The 14249-nt window shown below is 47.9% G+C and carries 15 protein-coding genes; 6 read left to right on the top strand and 9 right to left on the bottom strand.

Annotated elements, in window-relative coordinates; genetic code table 11:
* Positions 1-307: 307 nt before the first annotated feature.
* Both groL and groES read right to left on the bottom strand, forming a co-directional pair.
* Positions 308-1921 (bottom strand): chaperonin GroEL, encoded by a 1614-nt coding sequence (gene groL, locus ACKPBX_RS10035; RefSeq protein ID WP_319995273.1) that lies wholly within the window; start codon positions 1919-1921, stop codon positions 308-310.
* Between the two features lie 28 nt (positions 1922-1949).
* Positions 1950-2234: a co-chaperone GroES gene (groES, locus tag ACKPBX_RS10030; protein ID WP_068560996.1), complete on the bottom strand. Its 285-nt coding sequence runs from the start codon at positions 2232-2234 to the stop codon at positions 1950-1952.
* A gap of 360 nt (positions 2235-2594) precedes the next feature.
* On the opposite strand from groES, the gene ACKPBX_RS10025 reads away from it, so the two are divergent.
* Entirely contained in the window at positions 2595-3104 is a 510-nt protein-coding gene (locus ACKPBX_RS10025) for a CPBP family intramembrane glutamic endopeptidase (protein ID WP_288927858.1), read from the top strand.
* Positions 3105-3145: 41 nt separating this feature from the next.
* Entirely contained in the window at positions 3146-3352 is a 207-nt protein-coding gene (locus ACKPBX_RS10020) for a DUF4305 domain-containing protein (protein WP_068560998.1), read from the top strand.
* An 86-nt stretch (positions 3353-3438) separates the two neighbouring features.
* Here the strand turns inward: ACKPBX_RS10020 and ACKPBX_RS10015 are convergent, their stop codons facing one another.
* Entirely contained in the window at positions 3439-4071 is a 633-nt protein-coding gene (locus ACKPBX_RS10015; RefSeq protein WP_086629504.1) for a redox-sensing transcriptional repressor Rex, read from the bottom strand.
* A 347-nt stretch (positions 4072-4418) separates the two neighbouring features.
* On the opposite strand from ACKPBX_RS10015, the gene ACKPBX_RS10010 reads away from it, so the two are divergent.
* Together ACKPBX_RS10010 and ACKPBX_RS10005 are read left to right on the top strand one after the other, a co-directional pair.
* Positions 4419-6374: an ABC-F family ATP-binding cassette domain-containing protein gene (locus tag ACKPBX_RS10010; protein WP_319995272.1), complete on the top strand. Its 1956-nt coding sequence runs from the start codon at positions 4419-4421 to the stop codon at positions 6372-6374.
* Positions 6375-6482: 108 nt separating this feature from the next.
* Positions 6483-7139: an HAD family hydrolase gene (locus ACKPBX_RS10005; RefSeq protein ID WP_319995271.1), complete on the top strand. Its 657-nt coding sequence runs from the start codon at positions 6483-6485 to the stop codon at positions 7137-7139.
* A gap of 55 nt (positions 7140-7194) precedes the next feature.
* Here the strand turns inward: ACKPBX_RS10005 and tsaD are convergent, their stop codons facing one another.
* Genes tsaD through tsaB form a run of 4 tightly spaced genes read right to left on the bottom strand, consistent with a single transcriptional unit; the run spans position 7195 to position 10027 of the window.
* Positions 7195-8217, bottom strand: a complete 1023-nt coding sequence (gene tsaD / locus ACKPBX_RS10000; RefSeq protein WP_319995270.1) for a tRNA (adenosine(37)-N6)-threonylcarbamoyltransferase complex transferase subunit TsaD — start codon at positions 8215-8217, stop codon at positions 7195-7197.
* Complete coding sequence (rimI, locus tag ACKPBX_RS09995; protein WP_160117119.1) at positions 8217-8717, bottom strand: ribosomal protein S18-alanine N-acetyltransferase; 501 nt, start codon at positions 8715-8717, stop codon at positions 8217-8219. The genes tsaD and rimI (ACKPBX_RS09995) overlap by 1 nt, the downstream gene beginning before the upstream one ends.
* Complete coding sequence (gene rimI, locus ACKPBX_RS09990; protein WP_119093838.1) at positions 8701-9318, bottom strand: ribosomal protein S18-alanine N-acetyltransferase; 618 nt, start codon at positions 9316-9318, stop codon at positions 8701-8703. The genes rimI (ACKPBX_RS09995) and rimI (ACKPBX_RS09990) overlap by 17 nt, the downstream gene beginning before the upstream one ends.
* Entirely contained in the window at positions 9293-10027 is a 735-nt protein-coding gene (tsaB, locus tag ACKPBX_RS09985) for a tRNA (adenosine(37)-N6)-threonylcarbamoyltransferase complex dimerization subunit type 1 TsaB (protein WP_119093837.1), read from the bottom strand. The genes rimI (ACKPBX_RS09990) and tsaB overlap by 26 nt, the downstream gene beginning before the upstream one ends.
* A gap of 210 nt (positions 10028-10237) precedes the next feature.
* On the opposite strand from tsaB, the gene ACKPBX_RS09980 reads away from it, so the two are divergent.
* Positions 10238-10471, top strand: a complete 234-nt coding sequence (locus ACKPBX_RS09980) for a CsbD family protein (RefSeq protein ID WP_086988720.1) — start codon at positions 10238-10240, stop codon at positions 10469-10471.
* 102 nt (positions 10472-10573) lie between these two features.
* On the opposite strand, the gene ACKPBX_RS09975 is transcribed toward ACKPBX_RS09980, so the two are convergent.
* Entirely contained in the window at positions 10574-11560 is a 987-nt protein-coding gene (locus ACKPBX_RS09975) for a LacI family DNA-binding transcriptional regulator (RefSeq protein WP_086629464.1), read from the bottom strand.
* 34 nt (positions 11561-11594) lie between these two features.
* The gene (gene galT / locus ACKPBX_RS09970) at positions 11595-13097 is read right to left on the bottom strand and encodes a UDP-glucose--hexose-1-phosphate uridylyltransferase (protein WP_319995269.1); all 1503 of its coding nucleotides are present in this window, start codon (positions 13095-13097) and stop codon (positions 11595-11597) included.
* 202 nt (positions 13098-13299) lie between these two features.
* Here galT and ACKPBX_RS09965 point away from each other — a divergent pair, with 202 nt between their 5' ends.
* Positions 13300-14232 (top strand): ring-cleaving dioxygenase, encoded by a 933-nt coding sequence (locus ACKPBX_RS09965; RefSeq protein ID WP_319995268.1) that lies wholly within the window; start codon positions 13300-13302, stop codon positions 14230-14232.
* Positions 14233-14249 lie beyond the last annotated feature (17 nt).

Raw genomic sequence — 14249 nt, 5'->3', positions numbered from 1 at the left:
CTGAATCCTTAACAGATGGTGCATCAGTAGTCTTGGTACTAAAAAGGCTAAAGACCTCAAACGTCGCACTGTGACGTTTGAGTGCCTAACGCTGTTCATGCCCACTCAGCCAAAACCGGGCTGTTTGGTCCTGAACCTCGTTAGTGCTCAAACTCTGAGCTCAGGATTCATCACACACTGTTTTAGTTGAACTCTGAATCCCAGAAATCTCCGCCTAAGCTGAAATACCCACCTCGACCAAACCCGGGTCGTGGTGGGTATTTCCTCTTAGTGCTCGATTTCTAGAGCGGGATTCATCGTATCCTGATTACATCATGCCCATGCCTGGGTCCATTGATGGGGGTGTTGCTGGTGCTGGATGGTCGGCTACGATTGCTTCTGTCGATAGGATCAAGGCAGCAACGCTGGCTGCATTTTGCAAAGCGGAACGTGTCACTTTTGTAGGATCGACGATTCCTGCTTCGATCATGTTTACCCATTCATCGGTTGCGGCGTTATAACCCATGCCAACTTCAAGGCCCTTGATCTTATCGGCTACAACGGAGCCTTCTTTTCCTGCATTTTCAGCGATTTGTCTCACTGGCTCTTCTAACGATCGTGCCACGATGCGTGCACCTGTCGCTTCGTCGCCAGTCAGTTCCAATGCTTCGACGCATTTTTGAACGTTGATCAAGGCTGTACCCCCACCGGATACGATACCTTCTTCAACAGCAGCACGCGTTGCGTTCAAAGCATCTTCGATACGCAGTTTGCGTTCTCTCAATTCAGTTTCTGTAGCCGCTCCGACTTTGATGACACCGACGCCACCGGATAATTTCGCAAGGCGTTCCTGCAATTTCTCACGGTCAAACTCTGAAGTTGTTTCTGCTGATTGCGCACGGATGACCGCTACACGTTGTTCGATGGCTGCTTTTTCACCAGCTCCTTCAACGATTGTTGTGGAGTCTTTGGTTACGACAACTTTGCCTGCACGACCCAAATGTTCTACGGAAGCATCCTTCAATTCCAAGCCTAAGTCTTCAGCGATGACTGTACCGCCTGTCAGGATTGCGATGTCCTGCAGCATTTCTTTACGGCGGTCACCGAAACCAGGTGCTTTGACTGCCGCTACATTGAATGTTCCGCGCAATTTGTTCAATACTAATGTAGGCAACGCTTCGCCGTCAACATCATCAGCAACGATCAACAATGGGCGACCTTGTTGCAGGATTTGTTCCAATAAAGGCAAGATGTCTTGGATATTGGACAATTTACGATCCGTGATCAGGATATAAGGTGCTTCCAATTCTGCTTCCATTTTGTCGTTGTTGGTGACCATGTATTGCGATAGGTAACCGCGGTCGAATTGCATCCCTTCAACAACATCCAACTCGGTTTCGATCCCTTTTGATTCTTCGATCGTGATGACTCCGTCGTTGCCGACTTTCTCCATCGCTTCCGCAATCAATTCGCCGATTTCTTTCGATCCGGACGATACAGCAGCTACCTGTGCGATCGACTCTTTTGAATTTACGGTTTGGGAAATTTCTGCCAAGCCTTTTACGGCTGCTTGAGTAGCCAATTCGATACCGCGACGGATACCTACCGGATTTGCGCCTGCTGTAACGTTCTTCAAACCTTCACGAACGATCGCTTGTGTCAAAACAGTGGCAGTCGTTGTACCATCACCAGCAATGTCGTTTGTTTTGGAAGCAACTTCGGAAACCAATTTCGCTCCCATATTTTCGAAACGGTCTTCCAATTCGATTTCTTTGGCGATTGTCACGCCGTCATTCGTGATCAATGGAGAACCGTACGCTTTTTCTAAAACAACGTTGCGGCCTTTAGGTCCTAATGTCACTTTTACGGTATCTGCTAAGATATCCACACCACGAAGCATTGCTGCTCTTGCGTCTTCTGAAAATTTAATGTCTTTTGCCATTTATCGATTCACCTCATGAATTTTATTTTTAGTCCAGGATTGCTACGATGTCGCTTTCTTTGATCACTAAGTATTCTGTGCCTGCATATTTGACTTCTGTGCCTGCATACTTTTCGAAAAGGACAGTATCCCCCGCCTTTACGGTCATTTCGATGGTTACGCCGTTATCCGTCACGCGGCCTGCTCCTACAGCAATAACGGTACCGGTTTGGGATTTTTCTTTAGCGGACGACGGTAAAACGATGCCGCCTACAGATTTTTCCTCTTCTTTGGCAACTTCTACAATAACACGGTTTCCTAATGGTTTTAACAAGATGATCCCTCCAAAAATAAGTTCATTTTAGCACTCATCAACTCAGAGTGCTAAGTTACATTTCTATATTAATCAATCTCCAATTAATTTGCAAGAGGGAAGCCGATTTTTTCTGATTCTATTTTTTTACGCTATTATGCTATACTGTTTATCAAGCGTAAGACGTCAGTTCTCTCAGAAAGGTACTATTATATGAATAAAAAAATACGTTCCAGGTCAACGTTAGCCATACAGATCATTCTCATCTATCTCGCTTCTCAGCTTCTGCCGGTCGTTATACTTTTTTTCATTCCGGAAGCGGATCGTATCGCAGCGGCTATGAATCTCTCGCTATTCTTCGCTTTCCTAGGGACTGTCCTTATGGTAGCATGGAATAGCAGAAAAAAATGGACACCACAAAACAGCCTTACAGAGCAACCAGCCGCCCCAATCGGAAAAACGCTCGCAATCGGAATCTTTGGCTTCTTGGGAGCTATCCTGATTCAGATCGTCGCGATGAACGTGGAGTATCTTTTGTTCAAGATGCCCGTAATTTCCGAAAATACGGAAGTATTGCTGGACTTGACAAACCGCTATCCATTCTTTATTTTTAACATTATCATCTTTGCACCTGTGATGGAGGAATTTGTATTCCGTAAAGCGATTGTCACACATCTGGTTGATGCAATCGGGATCGTCGGCGCAGCCACTATCAGTGCTTTGCTTTTTGCGATTGCGCATAATGATGGGCACTATTTGGTTTATGGCTCTCTGGGACTATGGTTTTCTTTCCTTTATTACAGAACAAGAAACATAGCCACTCCGATGATTGCGCATGCGTTGATGAATGCCGTATCCGCTTTGCCGATTCTCTCCCAACTCATTTCGTAAGGCACGTGAAGTCCGCTATTTAGGAAAAAGAAAGGAATAACATGACTTTAAAAAATCTATTAATTCAAGTAATCATCCGTTTTGTTTTCGCAATCCTCTTCATTTCGCTGGCAGTCGACGCAGTGAATACTGCAGGGTGGGGATTCATGGCCATCATAAGCGTGCTGTTCGCAACAAGTGATGTTGTGAAAGGCGTACGCATGTTCAACGCCTACTTGAAAATCAAAGACAGCATCGATAAAAACTAGGAAAAAAAAGAAGAGGCCGTCTCATTTTATTTTGAGACTTAGACCCCTTCTTTTTTTATTTTCTTATCATCAGCTGCCGACTTTGCTCAGCCGATATCATTGTCCAAGAAATAGATCAACGTCTGCAATTCATTCGTCAAGTCCACATTTTGAACGCGGACATTATCCGGAACGGAAAGACGAATCGGGGTAAAGTTCATGATGCCGCGAACGCCCGCTTCGGTCAATCGATTAGTGGCATCCTGCGCCACTTCTTGGGGAACTGTCAAAATGGCTACATCAATCTGTTGGATGCGCAATTGCTCAACCATATCCGTCATCGGGTAAACCGGCACACCGCTAAGGATTTTGCCGACGATGCCTTCATTGACATCAAATGCGGCACTGATGCGCACATTATTACTGACATGGAAGTTGTAGTTCAACAAGGCATGTCCCAAATTACCCACACCTATCAAAGCCACATTCGTCAGACGGTCCTGGTTCAAGGTTTTGCTGAAGAAATCCAACAAGTACTCGACATCATAACCGTACCCTCTTTTACCCAGCGCGCCAAAATATGAGAAATCCCTACGGATAGTAGCACTGTCCACTTTTACTGCTTCGCTCAATTCAGTGGATGAAACACGTTTTTTACCGGCGTTATGCAAAAAGCGCAAATAGCGGTGGTAAATCGGCAACCTCCTTGCCGTGGCTTTTGGAATATCATTCGTCGACATTTTTTCTCCTCTTCTTTCCTCGTTCATTTCGTACCTCATATTGTTTGTCAGAATGCACAAACTTTAAAAAGTATGTTCACATACTTAAGCTTTCATTTCATATTGACTATTATATCATCTGATTGTGAAAAATCTACTAATTTGTTCGAAACCGGACTTGATTGTGAAGCCTTTTTTGAACAATATGTGAAATACAATACTAATTGTAAGCGGGGTCATCAATAAATTTCACATGCACAAATACGTGAATATAGCAATAACTCTGCTTGTCCCTATCGAATCAGTGTTTGCTGTGATAAAATGAAAAGGATAAATGCCAGCATTTGCTTAGAAAGAGGACACTACATATGATTTTACTACAAGGACAAAATTTGGCGCGCCTTTTTGGGGCGAGCGTCTTATTCGATAATATTCAAATTACAGTCCAGGACCATTCGCGTATCGCTCTCGTCGGCCGAAACGGAGCAGGGAAATCAACCCTGCTGAAGATCTTGGCAGGCATCGAAACGACGGACGCCGGTTCTGTTTCCAAGAGCAAGGAAGTTACGATCGGCTACTTGGATCAGCATAGCGCGGTCGATTCCTCGAATACGATTTGGCAAGAAATGTTGACCATTTTCGCGCCGCTTATCCGATTAACCAAAGAGGCTGAGCAAGCCGCTTTCGCTTTGGGGGATCCGGACCTGCTCGAGGATGAAGAAGCCTATCAAAAAGCTTTGGAACGCTATGACCATCTTCAGCACACCCTGCATGAAAAGAACGCTTACGGCTATGAATCAGAGATCCGTTCGGTGTTGCACGGATTCCAGTTCTACGAAGAAGATTACGATCGCCCGATTTCCCAATTGTCCGGCGGCCAGAAAACAAGGCTCGCCTTGGCCAAAATCCTGCTTGAAAAGAACGACCTGCTCATTTTGGATGAGCCCACCAACCATCTGGACATCGACACGTTGGCTTGGCTTGAAAATTATCTGATTGGTTACAACGGCTCGCTCTTGATCGTTTCCCATGACCGGTATTTTCTGGATAAAGTCGCCACTGAAGTCTATGAAATCAGCCGCCACAAGATCCAGCACTACAAAGGCAACTACTCCTATTATCTGACCGAGAAAGCCGCCCGCTTGGAGCAGGAAGTGAAGGCTTACGAGAAGCAACAGGATGAAATCTCCAAATTGGAAGATTACGTCGCCCGTAACCTGGCGCGCGCTTCCACTACCAAGATGGCACAAAGCCGCCGCAAACGTCTTGAGAAAATGGACCGGATGGACAAACCGAAAGGTGATGAACGTTCCGCCCGCTTCTCCTTCGAGATTGCAAAAGAGAGCGGAAACGTCGTCTTGACCCTTGAAAACGGGGCTGTCGGCTATGCCGATACGGTCTTGGCTGACCCGATCAATCTTGATATCCGCAAACAACAAGCGATCGCAATCGTCGGGCCGAATGGGATTGGCAAGTCCACTTTGCTGAAGTCGATCATTTCCGAGATTCCGCTTTTGAAAGGCAGAGTCCAGCTCGGCGCCAACGTGGATCTCGGTTATTATGACCAAGAATTAGGCAACCTTTCCAAAAATAAGAGCGTTCTCGCCGAAATCTGGGATCTTCATCCTACGCTGAATGAAAAAGATGTGCGCAGTATTCTGGGGAGCTTCCTGTTCTCCGGTGCCGATGTCGAAAAAACGATTCCGGCATTGAGCGGTGGCGAGAAGGCAAGACTTTCACTCTGCAAGCTGGCATTGGATCAAAAGAACTTCCTCGTCCTCGATGAACCCACAAACCATTTGGACATCGACAGTAAGGAAGTGCTTGAAAATGCCTTGATCGATTATGATGGCACCCTGCTTTTCGTTTCCCACGACCGCTATTTCATCAACCGGATTGCGACAAGCATTGCCGAACTCTCCGCTGAGGGCAGCAAATTGTACCTCGGGGACTATGATTACTATATTGAAAAGAAACAGCAGGAAGCGGCTCTTGCAGCTCTGCAGCAGGCCGAAAACGCCACGGAAACAAACACTGCCGTTGAGCCTCTTTCGAAAGCCAAAGGGGATTATGTTTCTTCCAAGGAAAAGCTGAAATTGGAAAGAAAACTGGCCCGGCAAGTGGAGGCTTTGGAGGATGAATTGGCGACCGTCGAGGGGGCCATCGCTGCCATCGAACTGCAATTGACCGAGCCGGAAGTCTACGGTGATCACGAAAAAGTCCAACATTTCAACCAGCAATTGCTTGCCCTACAGGCACGGCAGGATGAACTGATGCAGGATTGGGAAGAACAGACAATGGCGCTCGAGGAACTGAGTGAATAATGAAGCGGATAACCGTTTTGGCTCACGCGCTTTCGGTTTCAGTTGAGGGATGCCGGAACTTTTGTTAAGATGCACTGGAACAAGTACGCATAATATGGAGGTTAGCATATGTTAGAAGCCGTTTTATTTGATATGGATGGTGTCATCATCGATACGGAACCATTCTTTTTGCGATCAGAGAGTATGTTATTGAAGGAATTTGGAGTGGACACCGAGTTGGAGTACCATTTCCGCTATCAGGGAACAACGCATGAGTATATGTGGGAAACAATGAAAAATGAATTCGATCTGGATGCCCCAGTCGGAGAATTGGTGGAGCGAGCGAACGTCATCCGAAACCGCCTGATGGAAGAAGATGGCCTGCAACCGATCCCTGGTGTGATCTCATTCATTGCGCGTCTGCATGAAGCAGGTGTCCCATTGGCAATCGCCTCTTCCTCTCCGTTGACAGATATCCATAAGGCTGTAAAAGCATTGGACATCGAAAAATATTTCAGCTATTTCGTTTCGGGAGAGAGCGTTGCGCACTCCAAGCCTGCGCCGGATATTTTCCTGAATGCTGCCGAAAACCTGAAAGCCAATCCGGAAAACTGCGTCGTCATAGAGGACTCCCGAAACGGGGTTGCCTCTGCACATGCGGCAGGCTGCAAATGCATCGGTTTCCGCAATCTTGAGTTCCCTCCGCAGGATCTATCCTTGGCGACCGTCATCGTCACCGATTTTTCGGATCTCGATGCTGATTACTGTAGAACGCTGGTCGATTAATAAGCACAAAAAAGAGAACGCTGGTCGACATAATCGGCCAGCGTTCTCTTTTTTCTTATTCTCCCAACACCAATCCGGGATGTGCATTCAGATTGTATCCGGCAAAATGTTTTTGTCGGTATTCGGTGTAGGCCGCAGCCCCGATCATCGCCGCATTGTCCCCGCAAAGCGACAATGGTGGAATGACGACTTCGACTTCCGGAAGCTCTAATGCCATTTTTGCGGACAAAGCCTCACGTAAGCCTCTGTTGGCGGCGACTCCGCCAGCCAGCAGCAGCTGCTTGATGTTCTTTTCCTTGGCCGCACGCAACGTCTTATGTACCAAAACCTCCACGACACTCGCCTGAAAACTGGCGGCCAAGTCGTAAGGATTGATGTCATCCCCTTTTTGGCGCGCATTATGGACAGTATTGATGACGGAACTTTTCAATCCGCTGAAGCTGAAATCATAATTGTCCTCTTTGATCATAGCGCGCGGAAAATGCATCGTTTCTTTACCTTCATGAGCCATTTCATCCATTTTTTTCCCGCCTGGATACGGCAAGCCCAAAATGCGGCCGATTTTGTCGTAAGCCTCTCCCGCAGCATCATCCCGCGTTTCGCCGATGATGTCGAAAGAGCCGTCCTTTTCCATATACACCAATTCCGTATGCCCTCCGCTGACAACCAAAGACAACAACGGGTAGCGCATCGGCGTCACCAACTGGTTCGCATAAATATGGCCGGCCATATGATTGACCGGAATGAGCGGTTTCTGATGCGCAAAAGCCAACGCCTTCGCTGCACTGACGCCGATCAGCAACGAGCCGACCAACCCTGGACCATGCGTTACCGCAATCGCATCGATTGCATCGAAAGTGACCTGGGCCTCATGCAATGCCGCTTCAACGATTTGGGTGATCTGCTCGACATGATGACGGCTCGCCACTTCCGGCACGACCCCGCCAAAGCGCATATGGCTTTTGATCTGGGAAGCGACAACATTCGAAAGGACCGTATTTCCGTTTTTCACCACAGCTACACTTGTTTCATCGCAACTGCTCTCAATCGCGAGTATGGTCACATCTGTTTCCGTCATCAGTCTTCCGCCTCCTCTTTATTTTCCGATGTCAGCGCCAATTCCATGATGTAGGCATCCTCGATCGGATTCTGATAATACTCTTTTCTTCGGTATATTTCTGTGAAACCTATTTTTTTGTACAGGTTGTAGGCAGCTTCGTTGGAGACACGGACTTCAAGCCAAAGCCGTTCCATCCCCTGCGTTTGCAGCAAGACGATCATCTCCTGCAACAATTTTGTTCCGATGCCTTTTCCTTGCTGATTAGGTGCTACCGCAAAATTATTGACCGATGCCTCATCCACAACCGCCATGCAACAAATATAGCCCACCAGCTTGTTTTCTTCCATGCAGCCTGTGTAAAGGGAATGATTATCCTTCAGTTCAGACAGGAACGAAGAAGCTTTCCAACTGGAATGCCCCTCATTGGCCAGCAATGTAAGTTCGTACAAATCCTGTGCATGTTGCTCCAACTTGCCTGCGTCCGCCTTCAGGTCGCAGATTTCAAACGTGCGTTGCATGAACATCTTCCTTTACTTCCGATTGTTTTCCCGCTAACGGCCATACCATCTCCAAAGCGTCTTCGCCATCACCGTGGTAATAATGCTGCTTGACACGCTCAGGCAGAAAACCCATTTTCGCGTACAAAGCCTTCGCCCGATGGTTTGACATCCTCACTTCCAGACTGATGCTGGTGGCGCCTTTTTCGTCTGCAAAGCTTCTCAGTACCCGCAACAACAAAGTAGCCGCACCTATCTGCTGAAATTCGGGCACTACCGCCAAATTCGTGATATGGATATCTTTTCCGTCCAATCTGGCACCCAAAAAAGCGATGGGCGAATACCCTTCATACAGAACGTAATACAGCGATTTGGGATTCTGCAATATATCATTCTCCAATGCGGTCCTTCCCCAAGGGGTCGCGCCAGCATAGCTCATCCGTTCGATATAGAGAATATCCGGAATATGCTGTTTCCTGCCGATCATCAATCTGACGGGCAGCTGATTACGCAGCAAATAGGTTTCCTCATCGGAGGGAACGCGCTTTGAAAGGAATTTAGCCAGAACATCAGCCTGAACTTCCTTGTACACGGATTTAAATCGATGAATCCACTCTTTCAACGTAGTCTTCCCTCCGATTACTGTGATGCTTTTCTTCCCATTTTTCTTCAGCTTCCGGGTTTTTCAAGTAAGCCGGCACAAATGTGTGCGGATCCTCCGCTGTTCCGGATTCCGAAAGTGTGGCCAGAACGCTCGCGCGCGGCAAAGCCTGTGACTCTCCCGCAAACAGCGCGCGTTCCTTGAATAGTTCACTGATGCGCTCGCGGTATTTGCTGATGTCTTCTCCCACAAACAGATAGGTGCCTTCTTCCGCCAACAAGCGTTGGAACCACTCTTCACTGGCTATATGTGTGTCGGCAATCCGTTCCACCAACAAGTTGTCCTCGAATTGATAAACCGCTGTGTAACAGTTGCCCCGGCGTGCGTCAATCATTGGGACAAGCTTGTGCGCAGCCCCTTCACAATTGCCGGCGATAACCTTCAGGCTGGAGATCGGCACCAAAGGAATCGCCAATGTCCATGCCAAAGTCTTGGCGATGGTCGCTCCGATCCTGACCCCTGTGTACGATCCCGGACCCTTAGCGACTGCGATGCGTTCCAAATCGGCAGGCTTCCATCCGGCAAGTTGCATGACATGGTCCACTGCGGGCATCAATTGGGTGCTGTGCTGAAGATTTCCGTTTGTGGTGACCTCTGCGAGCAAGCGGCCATTTTCGCATACAGCCGCACTCATTGTCTGGTTTGAGGATTCGATGGCTAATATTTTCATCTGAATAGCCTCCTTTCCCTGATTATTCTGCTCATCTAGTATAGCATTTAATCAAGGCGATAAAAAGTATGCATCCTTCCAAATACTTCCTGAAGGACGCTGGATGCCCAGTTGGTCTCAAGGGCTATTGCTTGATTCTGATAATAAATGCTTTAAAATAGGTTATAGTAAGCGAAGCCAATCAGTGTGAAATCAAAAGGAGGAAACATCATGGATTCAGGTATGGGCGATAAATTAAAAGGCATGAAGGACAAAGTAGTCGGCAAAATCAAAGAGGAATACGGCGACCTAGTGGACGACCCAGAAAAAGAACTCGAAGGAAAACTCCAACAAGCACGCGGTGAAGCAGTCGAAAAAGCGGGCGAAATCAAAGAAGACATCAGCGACAAAGTCGATGATTTAGCCGATAAAGCAAATGATAAAATCGATGAGTGGAAAAAATAAGACTCATTTTTGATGTGAAAAGAAGCCGCCCCAACAACCTGTAACGGATTGTTGGGGCGGCTTCTTCTTTTTTCAGAGCGGTTCAGCATTGACTTGGTGGAATCACTTTGTCGATGCGCGCTTGATCCATTCAGTGGACAAGCTGATTTTTTTGGCTATTTTCCGCGGATAGGCGATGCGGTCAAGCAACAAGGATACACCTGTGTTGCCCATCTCGCGCGTATCGACACGGATGGTCGACAAAGTCGGATAGACGTATTTGGCGACCTTGCTATCGTTGAATCCGACTACTGAAATTTGATTTGGTACCGCAATATCCGCTTCCTGCAAAGCACGCAAGGCACCTATCGCAATTGCATCGTTTTCGGCAAACAGGAAAGTCGGAAGCTGTTCCCGGTTTTCGTTGATTAACTGATTCATCATTTCGTATCCCGAGGAAGTGCTGAAACTCCCGACGCGGTGATACTTGTCCCGGTACCAGCCGCGCTTGCGCAGTTCGGCAAGAAACAGCTCCGAGCGCAGATCGCGGACCAGCATTTCTTTGTCGTTCGTCAGCTCTTTGCCTTCCAAAAATCCGATTTTGGTGTGTTCGCCTCTGTCCATTTCGGCAATGACCTGTTCCATCGCTGATGCAAAATCAACAATGACGCAATCCTGTTTCCATTTGAATTGGTCCGAGTCGATGAAGCACAGGGGCTTGCCGAAATCCATCAGCCTCTGCACCTGTCGCTCTCCGAATTTACCGATTGCCACGATGCCGATGACGTCCTTTTCGATATCGAAGGTCACATCATGGAAAACCCGTACGACATCGTACCCTTCGGCTTCGGCACGTTCTTCGGCCCCTAAACGGATGCCTTGATAATAGAGGTCATCCAATTCTTCCTCTTGGGTGTACCACTGCAGCAGCAGGATCTTTTCCCTGCTTTTCTTTTTTTTCGTTTTAGTATAATTCAGCTCTTTTGCGGCTGCGAAAATCCGATCTTTCGTTTCCTTGCCGACAGAAAGCGTCTCATCGTGGTTCAGCACGCGCGAAACCGTCGCAGTCGAGACTCCTGCCCTTTCGGCGATGTCCTTCATGGTCGCCATACTTACTCCACCTCAGTCGTTCTTCTGTGTATTTTCATTGTTGACTTTCAAGTGTGCTCAAAAAGCGATCAAAGGCAGCTTGGCCTTCCGCTGTTTGCTTATACACACCCGCATCCTCGATCACGCGCAGGAATTTTTCCCCGACTGCCTCATGGAACATTTCCATGACGGAATCTGCTTCGAAAGGCCCTTGCTGCTTTAGTTCTTCGGCCCACTCCCGATGGCAGGAGGCGACATCAGCGGTTTTCCCCAGCAGATAGTCGGCAACTTCGTTGAGCTCTGTATCCAATCGCGGCGGCAAAATCGCCAGGCCGAGCACTTCGATTAAGCCGATGTTTTCTTTTTTGATGTGCTGGACATCCGGATGCGGATGGAAGATGCCGTCAGGCAACGCTTCGCTTGTCCGGTTATTCCGCAACACCACATCCAACTCGTAAGCTTCTCCGACACGGCGCGCAATGAGGGTTACCGCATTATGGCGCATGCCTGCCGATTCCGCTAAGATATCCGCTTGCGGGTCGCTGTACCTTTGCCATTCTTCCATAATGGTGCACGCGGCGGCAGCGACCACATCCCTATCCTCTGAACGGAGACGAATGACCGAAAGCGGCCAAAAGAGTACTTCGGCTTCGACTTCCGGGAAACCTTCCAACGCCAGGTTCCGGAGAACTTTGGCAGCTTCCATGGGGAAATGGTGACGCCCGCCTTGATAATGTTCATGGCTGAGGATGGAACCTCCGACTATCGGCAAACCCGCATTGGATCCGATGAAGTAATGTGGGAAAACCGTCACGATCTCCAACAGGTTCGCAATCGTCTCTTCATTGACATGCATGGGCACATGCTCTTCGGAAAGGATGATGCAGTGCTCGTTATAATAGGAATAAGGCGAATATTGAAAGCCCCAATTTTCCCCGAACAAAGGAAGACGCACAATCCGATGATTGCTTCTTGCGGCCGAGTCTGATCTCCCTCTGTATCCTTCATTTTCCATGCAGAGCGCACAAATAGGATAGTTGCCGCCTTCCGTTGCACGCGCAGCCTCCATCTGTTGGCGCGTTTTCTCGGGTTTGGAAAGGTTTATCGTGATCTCCAGCTTGCCGTATTTGGAATCGATCGAAAAATGTTTGTTTTTTGCGATTTTCCTAGTCTTGATGTAGTCATTATCCTGACTCAAACGATAGAACTCATCGGTTGCCCGCATCGGTGCTTCTTCATAATGCATCCAGAAACGCTTGTTCACTTCCGAAGGCAAAGGTGTGATCAGTTCCATTACTTGCGCTTCCATGATTTCGATTTCCTCAGGAATATCCGAAATCAGATGCTTTTCAATCGCGTAGCCGATCATCCGATCCAGTGAGTCCAGTAAATTGGGCAAAGGAATGGAAGGTATTTTTTGAACATCATAAGTGTCTATCTCTAATAAACCCAATAAGTGATTGATGGCGTATCGCTCATCCAGGCTATGGATGCGATGTGCCGCAATGCCTTTACTGACAAAATCCCGTATGACTTGGTCGATGCTGCTATCCTGCAAATTTACCCCTCATTCCTCTGTTGTTGTAGGTTTAATTATAGCATATGCCCCGCGGTAAATTTTACTCCTATCTTAACTTTTTATTTACCCACCGCTTCACACTTACTATTTGACAGCGTGATTTTCTCGTGTTATTATTATTTCGAATTCGAGATATTAAATTTACTGAACCCAAAATTATTTAAAAGGAGTGTCTTTTATAATGAAAAAAACAGCAGGAATCCATCATATTACAGCCATCGTGGGTCATCCCCAGGAAAACGTCGATTTCTATGCAGGCGTGCTCGGGATGCGCATGATCAAACAGACAGTCAACTTCGACGATCCAGAAACCTATCATCTTTACTTCGGCAACGCGGACGGCGACCCCGGTACCGTCATCACATTCTTCCCATGGGCCAAATCCCGCCAAGGCAGCATCGGCGATGGGCAGGTCGGCATCACCGTATATGCAGTTCCGGCCGGATCACTGTCATTCTGGGAAAAACGCCTGTCCGGTTACAACGTTCCGTTCGATAAATCGACTCGTTTCGGGGAAACTTACCTGGACTTTGATGATCCCCATGGTTTGCATCTGGAATTGGTGGAACGTGAAGACGGAAAAAATAACCCTTATTCCTTCAACGGTGTCCCCTCAGAACATGCCATTAAAGGTTTTGCGGGAGCCATCCTGTTGACGGGGGCGCCCGAGGAAACTGCAGCTGTCGTCGAAAAAGTAATGGGCTTGGAACGCATCGGGCAGGAAAATGATCTGATCCGTTTCCGTTCCGAAGCTGCTCTCGGCAATACCGTCGACATCAAAATGACCTCCGTCGGTGCTGGTGTCATGGGCGTCGGAACCGTCCATCATATCGCATGGCGGGCAAAAGATGAAGCGGACCATCTGGATTGGCTGAAGCATGTCACCGCCCTTGGCCAGCACGCCACACCTGTCCGGGACCGCAATTATTTCAAAGCCCTTTACTTCAGGGAAAAAGGCGGCATCCTTTTCGAAATCGCTTCGGACTCGCCGGGCTTCGCCATAGATGAGCCACTCGAAACGATGGGCCAAAAATTGATGCTTCCGCCGCAGTACGAAAGCAAACGTGAGGCATTGACGGCAGGACTCATCCCATTCGAAGTCCGCAACGTATAAACAGAGAGGATTGATTT

Source organism: Trichococcus shcherbakoviae (assembly GCF_963666195.1).
In the GTDB taxonomy this organism is placed as follows: Bacteria; Bacillota; Bacilli; order Lactobacillales; family Aerococcaceae; genus Trichococcus; species Trichococcus shcherbakoviae.
This window is presented reverse-complemented; position numbering and strand designations above follow the sequence as displayed.

Excerpts from the sequence above, each read along its gene's own strand:
- ACKPBX_RS09965 (WP_319995268.1), top strand. The coding sequence starts at position 13,300 with ATGAAAAAAACAGCAGGAATCCATCATATTACAGCCATCGTGGGTCAT.
- tsaD (WP_319995270.1), bottom strand. The coding sequence starts at position 8,217 with ATGACGGAAACAGATGTGACCATACTCGCGATTGAGAGCAGTTGCGAT.
- ACKPBX_RS10010 (WP_319995272.1), top strand. The coding sequence starts at position 4,419 with ATGATTTTACTACAAGGACAAAATTTGGCGCGCCTTTTTGGGGCGAGC.
- ACKPBX_RS10025 (WP_288927858.1), top strand. The coding sequence starts at position 2,595 with ATGGTAGCATGGAATAGCAGAAAAAAATGGACACCACAAAACAGCCTT.
- groL (WP_319995273.1), bottom strand. The coding sequence starts at position 1,921 with ATGGCAAAAGACATTAAATTTTCAGAAGACGCAAGAGCAGCAATGCTT.
- ACKPBX_RS09975 (WP_086629464.1), bottom strand. The coding sequence starts at position 11,560 with ATGGCGACCATGAAGGACATCGCCGAAAGGGCAGGAGTCTCGACTGCG.
- ACKPBX_RS09980 (WP_086988720.1), top strand. The coding sequence starts at position 10,238 with ATGGATTCAGGTATGGGCGATAAATTAAAAGGCATGAAGGACAAAGTA.
- ACKPBX_RS10020 (WP_068560998.1), top strand. The coding sequence starts at position 3,146 with ATGACTTTAAAAAATCTATTAATTCAAGTAATCATCCGTTTTGTTTTC.
- rimI (WP_160117119.1), bottom strand. The coding sequence starts at position 8,717 with ATGCAACGCACGTTTGAAATCTGCGACCTGAAGGCGGACGCAGGCAAG.
- ACKPBX_RS10015 (WP_086629504.1), bottom strand. The coding sequence starts at position 4,071 with ATGTCGACGAATGATATTCCAAAAGCCACGGCAAGGAGGTTGCCGATT.
- tsaB (WP_119093837.1), bottom strand. The coding sequence starts at position 10,027 with ATGAAAATATTAGCCATCGAATCCTCAAACCAGACAATGAGTGCGGCT.
- ACKPBX_RS10005 (WP_319995271.1), top strand. The coding sequence starts at position 6,483 with ATGTTAGAAGCCGTTTTATTTGATATGGATGGTGTCATCATCGATACG.